This is a genomic window from Rhodococcus sp. NPDC003382, from assembly GCF_053589135.1.
The window spans coordinates 124,071-137,721 of the sequence record NZ_JBSFRH010000003.1 but is presented as its reverse complement, the minus strand read 5'-3'; the positions used below and the strand labels follow the sequence as shown (position 1 = coordinate 137,721).

Genomic DNA, 13,651 nt, shown 5'->3' with positions numbered 1-13,651 from the left:
GCGATGGGCAGGCACACACGACCGGACGACCTCGGCGAGCCCGGGGTCGCGCAGAGCTTCGCGACAGAGTCGGCGGTCGCGCAGAGCTTCGCGACAGAGTCGGCGGTCGCGCCGTCCTTCGCCACCCGGTCGAGTGCCGGACGGCACGCCCGGCTCTGGGACACCGCATCGTGGTCCGCGCTGGGCAGCCCCAGCTACGGGACCGGCCAGGGCAGTGTCCACGGCGACGTCGCCGCCGAGACGGTCGTGCTGCAGCGGATCGCCGCGAAGATTCGCGAGGACACGATCCACGAACCGCAGACCCCCGAACTCGACGCGCGCGACGCCCGCCGCAACACGATCACGATGCTGGGCAGCCGCGTCGCGGTCGCCGCGATGGGCTGGACCGGATCGATGATCGTCGCCCGCGCGCTGTCACCCGACGACTTCGGCAAGTTCTCGTTCGTCTTCGGTCTGCTCGGCCTGCTGTCGGTCGTCACCGATCTCGGTGTCGGCCGCGTGGTCCTCGCGAAGCTCGTCGAGTGCAACCCGTGGGAAGTGTCCTACGTGACGACGGCGTTCATCGCGCTGCGCGCCGCGCTGGGCATGCTCGGTCACCTGCTGGCGATCGCCTACGTGCTGGTGATGGGTTATCCGTCGGATGTGGTGTGGGCGACCGTGATCGCCGGTCTCGTCGTCGTGGTCGCGACACCCAGTCACGCACTGACGGTGATGTACCAGAGCCGATTACGGATGGCGTACGTCGCGGTCGCCGAGACACTCGGCCAGCTCGTGCAGCTCGTCTGCACCGTCGCCGCCGTACTGTTCGCCCCCGTGCTGCTGGTGCTCGTCGTGCCGGCGGTGATCAACGAGATCGTCGCGATCGTCGTCAAGATCCGCGGCGTGCGAAACGGTATCGCCGGTCCTGTACCCGCGGCCCGCGCCCAGTTGTGGCGATGGCGCGAGATGCTCGCCGAGGCCGTGCCGTTGAGCATCGGCTTCGCGCTCATCACGATCCTGTCGAAGATCGACGTGCTGATGATCGGCCGCATGGACTCGTTCGACGCCGTGGGGCTCTACACCGTAGGCTACAAGTTCGCCGACCTCCTCGGGATCGTCGCCTCGACCGTCGTCGGTCCCGTCACCACCCTGCTCGTCGCGACGTGGCCCGGGGACACCGAGCGATTCCGCGGCCGCACCCGCGAGGCGGCGATCCTCCTGACCGTGCTCGGTGCGGTCGCCGTCGCCGCGTTCTGGCCGGTCGCACCGGCATTGATGGATCTGCTCTACGGTTCGCGTTTCGCCGAAGCCGCCGACGCCGGCCGGTTCCTCGTGCTCGGCAGCGCCCTGTCCATGCTCACCGAACTCGGATTGATGGTGCTCGTCTCCACGTCCCGCCACCGCGTCTATCCGTGGGTCGCGCTCGCCGGCCTGGCCGCGAACATCGCGCTCAATCTGGTCATGATCCCGCGGTGGTCGTACTTCGGGGCGTCGATCGCAACACTCGTCACCGATCTGGTTCTGCTGACCGCCATCTGGATCGTCGTCGCCCGCACGGTCCCGGTCCATCGGCTGTTCCCGGCCGGTGCGGTCGTCGGTGTCGCGATCCTCGGCTTCGCGGTGACCGTGTGGGCGACGCTGCTGACCGACCGCTTCCACATCCCGTGGATCGTGACCGCCGCGGTCGCACCCTCACTCGTCCTCGCGGGCATGCAATTCCTGCCCGTTGCCGGAAGAATCCGGCTCGTCCATCTCCTGAAGTCCAGGTAGCACACGTGAATTACCGACCCCCTTCCACGCGGCGCCGCGTCGTCTTCGTCACCCACACCGCCCAGGTGTCCGGGGCCGAACTGGTCATGCTGCAACTGGTGCGGTGCGCCCTCGACGAGGTTCGCCCGGTCGCCGTCGCCTGCCCCGACGGGCCGCTGCGGTCGCGACTGCCGGCCGAGGTCGACATCCTGCCCATCCCCCGGCTCGGACCGCAGGGCGAACGCGGGCTCGCCAAGGCCGCGGCGGTCGCCCGGATCGCTGCCGACTGGCTGCGTACCGGCCGGATCCTCCGGGCGGCACTGCGCGGACGCGAGGACACGGTGATCGTGAACTCGATGTTCGCGTTGCCCGCCGTCGCGCTCGCGCGGATACCCGGCGCGGTGTGGCTCGTGCACGACACCCTGTCGAGTGCCGAGCAACGAGGGATCGTGCGGTTGTCGCGCCGCGGAATCGCCCGCGCCGTCGCGGTTTCGGAGCCGACGGCCCGGCCGCCCCGAGAGCTGGGAATCCCCGTGACGGTCGCGCATCTCGGTGTCGAGGTTCCCGACTTCAGGGTCTCCCCGGACGTCGCGGCGCCCCCGGTGATCGGCATGATGGGTGCGCTCACCCCGTGGAAGGGACATCGGGTGCTCCTCGACGCGGTGTCCCGCATGCCGGGGGTCCGACTCGAGATCGCCGGTGAACCCTTTCCCGGCGACGAACCGTACGCCGAGGAACTTCGCAGGCGTGCAAGCGAACCCGACCTCGACGGCCGCGTCGCCTTCCTCGGCCGCGTCGAACCCCTTCCGACGCTGCGTACCTGGGACGTCGCCGTGTCCGCCAGCACCTCCCCCGAAGCGGGCCCGCTGGTGGCGCTCGAGGCGATGAGCGTGGGCGTGCCGATGGTCGGCACCGATCACGGTGGCACGTCGGTACTGCTGGGAGGCGGTGCGGGACTTCTGGTTCCACCCGGTGATCCGGATGCGCTCAACGCGGCACTCCACCGGATACTCACCGACGACGGCCTGCGCCGGTCGGTCACGGAGACCGCCCGCCGCCGCGTCGAGGACAACCACGACCGCACGACCACCGTCCCCCGGATGCTCGAGGAGTTGCTGCGTGCCTGAGTCGTTCCCCCGCCGCGCCGTCGCCGGGACGATCGCCGCGCTGACCACGGTGGTGCTCACCGCGACGGCCTGCTCCCCGGACCCGCTGCCGTGCGACCCGACGGTCACCGCCGACAGTCTCGGGATCGCCACCGGGTCCGGCCTCGACGCGATGCCCGCCGACCGTCTCGAGCGGTATCTCGACCTCGTCGAGGCGTCCGGCGCCCGCTGGATCCGCTTCGACGTGGACTGGTCGACGATCGAACCGGAACGCGGCCGGAGCGATTGGAACGGTGTCGATCGGGTCGTGGCCGCGGCCACCGAACGCGGATTGCAGGTGCTCGGTCTGATCACCAACACCCCCGCGTGGGCACGCGTCGACGAGGCGGGGGACGACTCGCACGGCCGTCCCTCCGATCCCGCCGAGTTCGGCAGATTCGCCGGTGATGCCGCGGCCCGGTACGCGGGTACGGTGCGCCACTGGGAGATCTGGAACGAGCCGAACCTGACGCAGTTCTTCACGCCCGCACCGGATGTCGAACAATACGCGAAGCTTCTCTCCGCCGCGGCGGCCACGATCCGGGCCGCAGCACCGGAGGCGGTGATCGTCACCGGCGGGTTGTCCCCCGCCACCGACGACGGTACCGACATCAGCCCCACAACGTTCCTCGACAAGCTGTACGGCCTGGGCGTCGAAGACGACTTCGATGCCGTGGGCATGCATCCGTACAGCTATCCGGCACTGCCCTCCGACGCGGGAACGCGGCGCTGGAACGCCTACTACCGCATGCGGAACCTGCACGCCGTCATGGCGGATCACGACGACGGGGACACCCGGATCTGGGCCACCGAGTTCGGGGCGCCGACCGGTTCGGGCGAGGACAGCGTGTCCCCCGACGAGCAGGCCGAGATCCTGGGCGACGGCATCAACGAGCAGCGCCGGCTGCCGTTCGTCGACAAACTGTTCGTCTACAGTCTCGTCGATCGCGGGACCGATGCCGCCGACCGCGAGCAGAACTTCGGCATCGTCGATCACGATCTCGATCCGAAACCCGCGATGGACGTGGTGCAGCGCGCCGCATCGAGCCCGGGGTGCATCTGAAGCCGTTGGCGGTCAGTGTATTTCGATTACGGATCGAAGCGGGCGGATCCGGTCGGCGGCGCGGTCGGCGACGTCGAGCGTCCACCGGTGCAACGGCCGGCCCCGCGGGGTGGCGGTGACCGTGACCGCGTCGTATCCCCCGTTGGCCCAACGGGATTTGAATTCCGAGGTTCCGAGCAGGTAGTCGAATCGGGTGATGCCCAGATCGTCGTGATGATCGGCGAGCCACCGATGCAGCAGGTGTCCGGGTCGGAGGTGCGCAACGCCGGGATCGAACCGGGCCATCCACATCTCCGCGGTGCTGCCGGTGCGGAACATGATCTCGTGCGCGACCCAGCGGTCGCCGACGATCAGGCCCGCGACGAGCAGCGACCCGGCGCGCGCTTCGGCCTCCAGGAACGGCCGGGTGAACGCTGCGATCGGCGGGGCACAGAAGTCGACGCGGCCGCTGTCGGCGTCGGCGCGGGCGGCGACGCCGGCGATGTCCGGCCATCGCCGGGCAAGATCCGCCGGTTCCGTGACGACCTCGACGGACGCCGGGGTGCCGGCCTTCTCCAGCGATCGTTCGATGCGCCGGAGCGCCTTGAGGGTTTTCTTTCCGCGCAACGCAGCCGCAGTCTGTCCGGGTTCGAGATCGATGGTCAGGCAGTGATCGTCGATGTATGCGTCGACGTGCCAGCAGTTCGATCTGCGGAGGGCCACGATGAGGGGGTCCGTCGATTCCAGATGTGTCAGTTGCAGCGGAATCCGCCGGGTGGCGAGGGCCTCGACCAATTCGTTCAGCGCGTCGTCGTCCTCGGCGAGCACCCCACCGATGGTCGCGAGACCGTGCCCGAGAACCCGGTACGCACGGACACCGAGACGGCTCCGGCTGTGCAGCGGTGCCACCGCGACGAGACGTCCGTGGCGGCGGACAGCGCACACCGCGAGGCGTCCGCGGCCGAGGGCGCGGAACCACGTCAATGCGTAGGACGGACGGGTCGCCACCCGGTGCGGGATGCGCGTGGTCAGGTCGTGCCAGTCGTCCAGGATCGTCTCGATCGTGGACTCGTCGTGGATCGCGAACGTCATCGAATCATCCCGACGAGGGTCGCTGCACTGCCGCCGGTTCGCGTCTGCCGACAGCCGCGTACGAAAATCGTCGGCAAATACCGGCCGCACGGCCCCTCATGTCGATACATTCTTCCCGATGGCTCTGTTACTGCTGTTACCACTGTGACGGGTGGTAACCGTTGTCACCGATGCCCTCGCCGGGGTATCGGTCCGGGACGCTCGTAGGTTACAGGCCGCGGCTCGTGCCTGCGCACGCCCGGGTACCGCCAGACGTCCGGACACCGGACGTGACCGGAAGAAGGTATCGCCGTGCGACATTCACGCCTGTTCCGATCCGCAGTGCCGGTGCTCGTCGCCGGATCCCTCGCCGCCACCGTCGCGTGCGCTCCGCCCGTACCGCCTCCACCGACCGGCTGCACCACCTCCGACCTCGGCATTTCCGGTGGCGCACCCATGCTGGGTCTCTCGGATGCCGACCTCACCCGGGAACTCGACGCCATGTGGAACACGGGAATCCGCTGGCTGAGATTCGACATCGACTGGTCCGTCGTGGAAGCCACCCGAGGACAACATAACTGGTCTGCGATCGATCGGCTTGTCGACCGGGCCCGTGCCCGCGGACTGAATCTGCTCGGCATCGTCACCTACACCCCGGCCTGGGCCCGGGTGGCCGGCACCTCCGATTCGCACGGCCGGCCCGCGGATCCGGCGGCTTTCGCGACCTTCGCGAAGCAGGCCGCGGAACGCTACAACGGCAGGATCGCCACGTGGGAGATCTGGAACGAACCGAATCTGGTGAACTTCTTCCGGCCCGCCCCGAACCCGGATGCCTACGTGCAGTTGCTGTCCGCCGCAGCGCAGGCCATCCGTTCGGTGCAGCCCGGCGCGATGATCCTCAACGGAGGCCTCGCACCGGCGGTCGACGACGGCACGAACATCGCGCCCACCACCTATGTGCAGCAGCTCTATCAGCGTGGAGCACAACAGTATTTCGACGCACTGTCCGTCCACCCCTACAGCTGGCCGGCGCTACCGTCCGACGCGAGCACCCAGAGTTGGAACACCTTCTACCGCATGCGGTTCATGCGGGACACGATGGTGCAGTACGGCGACTCGGCCACCGAGATCTGGGCGACCGAATTCGGCGCACCGACGGGCCGGGCGAGCGACGCGGTGAGCGCACAACGGCAGGCGGACATCATCCGCGACGGCATCGCGGAGGCACGCCGACTCGGGTACGTCGACAAGGTGTTCGTGTACACGCTGCGCAACCACGGCACCAACCTGTCCGACCGCGAACAGAACTTCGGTTTGCTCGAGTACAACTTCACCGCGAAACCGTCTCTGGCTGTGGTGCAATCGGCCGCAACCGCATGCACCGGGGTTTCCGACATCCTCGACTCGGAGCCCACGACGCCACCCCCGGTCGTGTCGTAACCGTCAGCGGCCCCACGAGTCCGGGGGCGTACCCGGTCCGCGCGGATCGTCGTGCACGATCTGTGCACCGAGTTCGGCCCTGTCCTGCTGTGTAGGGTGTCCGTTGCCCTGACCCGGGTACGGCATCGGAACCTGCTGACCGTGGGGCGCAGGGGCCCTCCAGGTCTCGGGAGGTCGGGACGTGCGCCAGACCTGTTCGACGCTCGCGGGCGTGCTCGGCGGACGGCTCTCTGCCCAACCCGGTGCGGCCGGCACCACGGGGGAAGCCGGGACGTTCCGTGCCGCCGGTTCCGCCGGGGTCGGGGTCGGAGTCGGCGTCGGAACCGGGGTCGGGGTCGGCGTCGGAACCGGGGTCGGGGCGACGGACGTGTCTGTGGCACGCCGAGCACCTGAGGAGCGGAGAGAACCTGGGGCGCGCAGTGAACCCAGTGCACCGAACAGGCTTCCGCGCGGTCCCGCCGCGAGCAGCACGAGTCGGGTGGGCACCTCGATCTCGGCCAGGGCGCGCACTGCGTCCTCGACGGCTGCGCGCTCGCTCTCGGCGGCTGCGACCACGACCACCGCGAGCGCCAGTTCGTCGGTCGGGACCGACTGCCACCAGCGGTCGGTCAACGCGGCCCGCGTGATCCGGTCCGCGGCGGCACCGGTGAAGCTCCGCGGGTCCGACTGCACTCCGGCGCCCGCGAGGATCAGGATCGACTCACCCAGGGAGGCACGCTGATTCACCATGACGATGGTGTCCAGCGGCAGGCCGAGCGCGTCGGTGTGTTCGATCTGCAGTGCGGTCCGGTAGCGGCGGGACAGCCGCCGCGCCCATTCCGGGCTGTTGGCGGTGCCGCGGCGACCGCTCAGCGCCACCAGGGCCTCGGCGGCGGCGAGGAACAACGCAAGGAACGCGACCATCGCCTCGGCGGCCGGCTTCGGTGACACCTTCTCGCCGCTGCTGTTCGGCGACGCCAGCAGTTGCAGCTGGGTACTTCCGAAGCTGGCGCGGAGCTGACGCTGCTCGTCGATTCGCGCGTCGATCTCACCCTGCAACGCCGCATACGCCGGGGACTCCGGGTCGAGGCTCGCGAGTTCGGCACGCCGGTCCGCGATGGTCGTGTCGAGCCCGGCCACGCTCGCGTCGACGGCGGCCCGGTTCCGCCCGGACTGCACCCGGCCGAGCGAGGTCACGACGATTCCGGTGAGCTCGTCGGCCTCGGCCTGGGAGTCCGCAGTGGCGTTCACGATCAGCAGTGTGGGCGACGGACCGGGCGAAACCTCGATGTGGCCCTCGACGGTCGCCGCATCCCAGCCCTCACCCATCGCCTCCCCGATGAGCGCGACCACCTCGGAGTCCGAGGACAGTGCGACGTAGGGCGCGGTGAGCTGCCCGAGGTTCGCGTCGCCGCCGTACAGCGGGGAGGTGCTGCGGATCTCCGCCACGACCCGGGACTCGTAGACGCCCGGTCCGCTGTCGCGCACGACGAAGACGAGCGCGGCGCCGACCGCTGCGATCAGGAACGCGGGCAGGGCAACGCGAGCGAGATCCCGGAGGTGCCCCGGCAGGTCGAACGATGGGGGAACACCGAGTTCACGACGCAACTGTGCGTCGCGGATGCTTCCTTCTGACACTGGGGACCTCTCCCGCACCGATCCGGACAAACCATGCCAACGCTACGTCGGGCGACGTTCGCCGAATGTTACGTGGCCGGGATCGGCGCGGTACCGGGGATCAGGCGATCCCGACGAGGGTGGACAGCGCCTGCAGACCCTCCGTCACCAGTGCCACCGGGCCGGCCGGCGCCTGCGGAGCAGCAGGTGCCGGCGGCACGGCCGGTGCTGCGCCTCCCGAGGCCGGACTGCTCTGCGACTGCGAGGTCGCGGCAGATTCGCCGGGCACCGTCACGGTGATCGGGGAGACGAACGGCCGTCCCGACGGGCCGAAGATGTTCTCCCACCTTTTGCCCTCGGCGTCCTGGCAACCCCAGAAGACGTCGTAGGTCCCGGACGTGATGGCCCGCGGACCCGCCGAAACCGGACCGTTCTCACCGACGTACGTGGCAGCCGAGGTGCTGGTGTTCGGGATCGAGAAACTCGAGCCTGCCGGTTGGGCGTCACGGCGTCCCGACGGCTCCGCCGCGTCCAGAGTGCCCTGCTGGGCGACGACGTAGGTGATGCAAGTGACGCCGAGCGCGACGTCGACGCCACGGAAATCGAAATCGACCCGCACCGCGCCGGGCTGCGCGGTCACCGAGACGTCGGGTGCGCCCGCTGCGGTCGCTGTGGCGGGTGCGAGCACCGCAATTGTCGCGGCTCCCAGCGCTGTCACGGCAGCACTCTTCGCGAACATGGTCATGGGTATGTCCTCCCCTTGCTTCCCTGTGCATGTCGGTGGCCGCACCGCGATTCGCGGTCTCCCTGAACGGCCCACCTGATGGATGGTGCGTACCCACGCTAACGGTCTCGGGGCGGAACAGCCGGGAGGCTCTAGGCGCGCGTCGGCCGGTCCCCGTGCCCGAGATCACGATCGGGATCGACGACGTCACGCACCCGCTGCTTCAGGGTGACGATGTCGGGAAAGCCCCCGTCCCGTTTGCGATCCCACACGAGCTGCGTGTCCGCGGTCACCTGGAAAATTCCACCCGTGCCGGGAATCAGTGCTACCTCACCGAGATCGCAACCGAAGGTGTTCAGGAGTTCCTGAGCCATCCATCCGGCACGCAGCAGCCATTGACACTGCGTGCAGTACGTGATGGTGATCCGCGGTCCCGTCGTCATGTCGCGAGGATATCGACCCGAACGGTCGTTACGCGCGCCGGAAAGGCGAAACCCCGCCGACAGTGGTGGGGGGTCGGCGGGGTCTCTGCAGACCGGTGATGGGGGGGATGACCAGCCTGCGCGGCCGCCCACGCAGGGGGGTTGGAGGACGACCGCAGTGGACAGTAGCGATAAAGATCGTTACTCGCTAGTACAAACGATTTCGGCGTGTCAGCTCAATTCCGTATGTGAGCCGTCCCGCTGACTGCGCTGAATCTCGACGATCTGCTCCTCCACGTCGGCACGGCGGAGAATGCGCCCGATGATCAGCGCGGCGGCCACCGCCACTATCACCCACACCGCGACGCCTATGGCGATCCACCACCACATGACCGATATTGTCCCCGATAACCGGATCCGGGCCAACCATTGCTCCGACGCAGCGGAGCGACGGGGCAATGATCGGCCGGTCGGTCACAGACCGCACTCCCGGATCGGTGTCACAAGATCAGATCCTGGGGTCGCAGCAGTTCGCGGGCCGAGACACCCGCCTCGATGCGCTCGAGAGGGTCACCGGCGACGTAGGCGTCCAGGCCCAGACCGGTCATCGAAGCGATACGCCGCACCGGAACCTGGAAGGTGCGGTAGGCACCGAACGAGAACTCCTCCGGGCCCGCGAGGAACTCGTCGAGCAGCGCGGCCTGGCTGAGCAGATATCCGGTGGCGGACAACGTACCGTCGGACTTCGTCATCGCCACCACCTTCCAGTACTGGCGGGGCAGGGCGACACCCCGATACAGCGGATCGTCGTCCGCGAGGATCGGCCCCGTCACCACGCTCACCTTCAAATCCCGATTGTCGGCGTTGCCGAGCACGTAGTCCTCGAGCCCGAGCCACAGCGTGCTGCCCGCGTTGAAATCGTGATGCTGCGGGGTGCAGTTGGTGAAATGGAAGGTGTCGTCGTTCGCGGCCTTCGCAAGCGGACCCCACGCCGGATCGAGGCGACGCACGAGATGACCACGGTCGAGCGGATTGTCGCGATAGACCTCCTCACCCGTCTGTTCGTCGGCGGGAAGACGCGGATCGCGGATCCACCGGTCGCTGTCCCGTCGCGGTTTCTGCGCGAGTCCGCCGTCGATGTTGACCGCGGTGAAGAGAGCCAACCGGCGCTGCCGGTGCATGACGACGCTGAAGTGGTGGTAGCGAAGCTCATCGGATGCCACCGAGACCGTGTCACCGGTCACGACCGGAGGCGGTAGCGCCGTGCCGAGGAAGCCGGGGTCGTATCCGTCGCGCCGGCTGTAGTCGGGATCGATGGAGATGGCCTCGGTTATGGACGGTGGAATCGTCGCGTCCGCTGCGGTCGCGCCGACCCGCACAGTGATCTCCACTGTCCGGTCGCGCGGAATCTGCACTGTCACAGCGCCGTCCGACGTTTCCGCGGCGCCGGGGCGTGACTGCGGGACCGGCCGATCGGTGAGCAGCTCCGGACGTTCGGCGGTGGTCAGCTCCTCGACCAGCGCCCGCTGCTCGGGCGGCAGATCACGGTCGCGGAGGAACTGCAGGATCCGGCTGATCCGCACGCCCTCGTTGAGGAATCCACCGAACTGGGTCTGCTGCGGTGCCCGCACACTCGCGTGGTGCAACGCGACGACCTCCCACTGGTCGTTGAACACCGGAGAACCGGAGGATCCGGGTTCGGTATCCGCGGAGTAGTGCACGAACATCTCGGGGATGTCGACGATCTTGTTCTCCCGCAACGCAATTTGCTTCTTCTCGCCGCGCGGATGCTGCACGATGGTCACGAACTCGCCGATGACCACCGTGCCCTGAGCCTCGGTCAGGCGGTTGAAGCCGTACTGCGCGAGGACATCCGGCGGCGCGTCGACCGCGACGAGCGCGAAATCCCGTTCCCGGTCGGCGACGAAGAACCGGCCCGGATCCAGCGGCACCGATCGGGGAGTCAGGGGGCGGCCGGCGATGCCGTCCTGGAAGTCGAACTCGACGGCGCTCGCCGCCGCGATGACCGCGTCGGGCAGCACGTGATGATTGGTGAGCAGCAGGTGCGGGGAGACCAGGAAGCCGGTGCCGAAGCCGAGCCGTGATCCGTCCGCGCCGAGGATGTGGACGCGGCCGATCGCGCGCGCGGCCGCCACCCCCTCGTCGAGATAGCGCACCCCCACGAAATCCGATGTGTTGATGATCTTTTCGAGCATCGACTCCACGTCCTCGGTCCCGGATCCCAGGATCGCGGGGGCGCGTTCGAGCGCAGATTCGACCAACGCGGCAGGATCGGCACCCGCCGGCGCATCGGCGGGATCGCCGCCGAGGTAGTAGCGGCTCACCCGGTCGAGACGCTTCGCGATGCGCGCGGGGTCGTCGGCGCGGGCGATCCCGCCGGGTTCCCCGAGTACCTGCTCGTTGCCGACCCGTACATCGGACCGGTCGACGATGCGCCGGGCCGCGGCGCGGCGCTGGTGTTCGCGTTCGGTGAGATAGGCCGCGGCGTTGTCGCCGGAGCCGTGGACCCTGGTGTTGGAGATGATCGTCATGGCATCACCTTCGGGCGAGAAATGGATTCGGATCGTCTTCAGCGTCGCCCGGTACGGGGCTGCGGTCACGAGTAGTGCACTACGCGAATCCGGCCGCCGTCAGATCTCCACGGACACCGAGTACGACTGCGGTTCGAGAACGCCCGGGGCGCGTCCCTCGTCGAGAGCGTCGAGGACCCCGGCCGGGTCGACGTCCCACTCGACCACCGTGGACGTCCCGAACAGCGCCGCGCGCAACAGGGCGGTCTCGAACTCGAGAACCTGCCGCAGGTGCGGCACCGCGTCGATCAGGCCGGGGCGCGAGGCCAGGTACATCGCGAACCGGTATCCCTCGACCCCGGGTGTCATCTCGGGCGGATGTGCCGACAGGTGTTCGGCGATCACCGCTTCCGTGGCCGCCGCGCCGAGCGTGGTGAGCAGCGCCGTCGTCGTGTAGCGCAGCGCCTGGGCGAGATGCGCGCGGCGCTGTTCGTCGACGAGCCTGCGGTACAGGCGCACACCCGGTTCCGCCGGTCCCGCACCGCGCAGTGCCGCGACCAGGTTCCGTTCCGCCCGGTGCACCGTCGCGCGCTCGGCGGCGGAAGCGCGGGTCGCGATCGCGGTCGGAAACGGTTCCGGTGCGGCATCCGGTCGCAGATCCCAGATCTGCCACAACCGTTCCAGCTGGGCATGCACGCCGTCGAGTCCGAGCCGGGGCACGTGGGACGGCATGATCTCGAACGTCAATGCCCGCAGATTCGGCAGGCGCGGCACGACGTCGGCGGTGAGGTCGAGCAGTTCGCCCGGCACCGCGCCGCTGTGGGCGTCGAGCCGGTATCCGTCCAGGTCGTCGCCGCCGGCGACGTGCACCTCCCACACCCGGTCGAGCGGGATGCGGGACAGGACGTCGCGCACCGCACCGCGACCGTTGACCTCGTTGCACCACAGGTTGTGCAGGTCCAGCACGATCCCGCTGCCGGAGCGTGCGGCGACGTCCCGGAAGAAGACGCCGTCGTCGAGTTCGTCCTCGCGTGGTGCCCGGTAGTCGACTCCGGTTTCGAACGCGACGGGCCTGCCCACCACCCGCCGGTAGTCGTCGATGTTCTCCGCGGCGACGGCAACCTGCTCCGGGGTCTGCGCCGGCGGCAACAGAAATCCGGCGTGCTCGATCCCCGAGGCACCGGCGGTACGCACGAAGCTGAGGTGTTCGCTGACCCACGGCGGGTCGAGCAGATCGACGACGCCACGCAACGGGGTCCGGTAGTCCAGCGGATCGTCGATGCTTCCGGCGAGCGGCTGCCCTACCCCGTGGACGAGCTTGCGTTGCGGCAGCACTGCCACGGCGTCGAGCGCCCACCCGTCGACACGATAACGCCATTTGCCTTCGGAACAGACTGTGCGCCAGAGTGTTTGCGGCTCGAGTTCGGCGACGGCCACGACGTCCGGGCCGGCCTCGAAGACCGGTCCGAGCGCCGGGCAGTAGACCATGCCGACGCCGAGGACGGAGCCGTCAGTATCTCGGTGCACCGGGGATCTCCCGGACGTCGAGACTGTCGGGGTCCACCGCGAAGTCCCGCAACTCGATGAACCGGATGTCGAACCCGGATGTGCAGCCAGGGCAACCGAGTCGATCGAGCACCTGCCGGGAGATCTTCGCGACCGCGTCGAGGTCGTGTGCGGCGTGGTGCGGCAGGTACACCCGCACCGTGTCCGGTGAACGTGGACTGCGTTGTTCGATCTCTGTCATCGGGGTGCTCCCCTCGTCGTCGGATCGTGTGACGTATCCGAACGTACGAGCGGGGACCGCGGTGCACACGAGTAGCGGACTACCCGAATCTGCGGGGATCACGGCGCAGTGAGCTCGGCCGGACGGGCGATCGGATCGCGTCGAACGTCAACCGTCACGATCGGGTCGGATGATCGTGCTGAGTATGTGGACGTCGTCGTGCGCA

Annotated in this window: 12 protein-coding genes; 4 read left to right on the top strand and 8 right to left on the bottom strand. The window is 68.8% G+C overall.

What is annotated here, in order from left to right:
* Positions 1–3: 3 nt before the first annotated feature.
* Genes ACWDUD_RS03995 through ACWDUD_RS03985 form a run of 3 tightly spaced genes read left to right on the top strand, consistent with a single transcriptional unit; the run spans position 4 to position 3,936 of the window.
* Positions 4–1,749: a flippase gene (locus ACWDUD_RS03995; RefSeq protein WP_450108391.1), complete on the top strand. Its 1,746-nt coding sequence runs from the start codon at positions 4–6 to the stop codon at positions 1,747–1,749.
* A 5-nt stretch (positions 1,750–1,754) separates the two neighbouring features.
* Entirely contained in the window at positions 1,755–2,855 is a 1,101-nt protein-coding gene (locus ACWDUD_RS03990; protein WP_450108390.1) for a glycosyltransferase family 4 protein, read from the top strand.
* Positions 2,848–3,936 carry a cellulase family glycosylhydrolase gene (locus ACWDUD_RS03985; protein ID WP_450108389.1) on the top strand — a complete coding sequence of 363 codons (1,089 nt, stop codon included), beginning with the start codon at positions 2,848–2,850 and terminating at the stop codon, positions 3,934–3,936. Before ACWDUD_RS03990 ends, ACWDUD_RS03985 begins: the two co-directional genes overlap by 8 nt.
* Before the next feature lie 12 nt (positions 3,937–3,948).
* Here the strand turns inward: ACWDUD_RS03985 and ACWDUD_RS03980 are convergent, their stop codons facing one another.
* A complete protein-coding gene (locus tag ACWDUD_RS03980) occupies positions 3,949–5,007 on the bottom strand; it encodes a GNAT family N-acetyltransferase (RefSeq protein WP_450108388.1) in 1,059 nt (352 codons plus the stop codon).
* Positions 5,008–5,298: 291 nt separating this feature from the next.
* On the opposite strand from ACWDUD_RS03980, the gene ACWDUD_RS03975 reads away from it, so the two are divergent.
* On the top strand, positions 5,299–6,426 hold the full coding sequence (locus tag ACWDUD_RS03975; protein ID WP_450108387.1) for a cellulase family glycosylhydrolase: 1,128 nt from the start codon (positions 5,299–5,301) through the stop codon (positions 6,424–6,426).
* 3 nt (positions 6,427–6,429) lie between these two features.
* On the opposite strand, the gene ACWDUD_RS03970 is transcribed toward ACWDUD_RS03975, so the two are convergent.
* The 7 genes from ACWDUD_RS03970 to ACWDUD_RS03940 all read right to left on the bottom strand — a co-directional run bounded on the left by ACWDUD_RS03970 (position 6,430) and on the right by ACWDUD_RS03940 (position 13,446).
* Positions 6,430–8,043: a hypothetical protein gene (locus ACWDUD_RS03970; protein WP_450108386.1), complete on the bottom strand. Its 1,614-nt coding sequence runs from the start codon at positions 8,041–8,043 to the stop codon at positions 6,430–6,432.
* Between the two features lie 100 nt (positions 8,044–8,143).
* Entirely contained in the window at positions 8,144–8,767 is a 624-nt protein-coding gene (locus ACWDUD_RS03965) for a hypothetical protein (RefSeq protein WP_450108385.1), read from the bottom strand.
* Positions 8,768–8,898: 131 nt separating this feature from the next.
* Complete coding sequence (locus tag ACWDUD_RS03960; RefSeq protein WP_197256485.1) at positions 8,899–9,189, bottom strand: SelT/SelW/SelH family protein; 291 nt, start codon at positions 9,187–9,189, stop codon at positions 8,899–8,901.
* Between the two features lie 210 nt (positions 9,190–9,399).
* The gene (locus tag ACWDUD_RS03955; RefSeq protein WP_450108384.1) at positions 9,400–9,558 is read right to left on the bottom strand and encodes a hypothetical protein; all 159 of its coding nucleotides are present in this window, start codon (positions 9,556–9,558) and stop codon (positions 9,400–9,402) included.
* Positions 9,559–9,668: 110 nt separating this feature from the next.
* A complete protein-coding gene (locus tag ACWDUD_RS03950; protein WP_450108383.1) occupies positions 9,669–11,720 on the bottom strand; it encodes a DNA/RNA non-specific endonuclease in 2,052 nt (683 codons plus the stop codon).
* 99 nt (positions 11,721–11,819) lie between these two features.
* Positions 11,820–13,226, bottom strand: coding sequence for a DUF692 domain-containing protein (locus tag ACWDUD_RS03945; protein WP_450108382.1), 1,407 nt, complete (start codon positions 13,224–13,226; stop codon positions 11,820–11,822).
* On the bottom strand, positions 13,210–13,446 hold the full coding sequence (locus ACWDUD_RS03940) for a hypothetical protein (RefSeq protein ID WP_197256480.1): 237 nt from the start codon (positions 13,444–13,446) through the stop codon (positions 13,210–13,212). The genes ACWDUD_RS03945 and ACWDUD_RS03940 overlap by 17 nt, the downstream gene beginning before the upstream one ends.
* Positions 13,447–13,651: the final 205 nt, after the last annotated feature.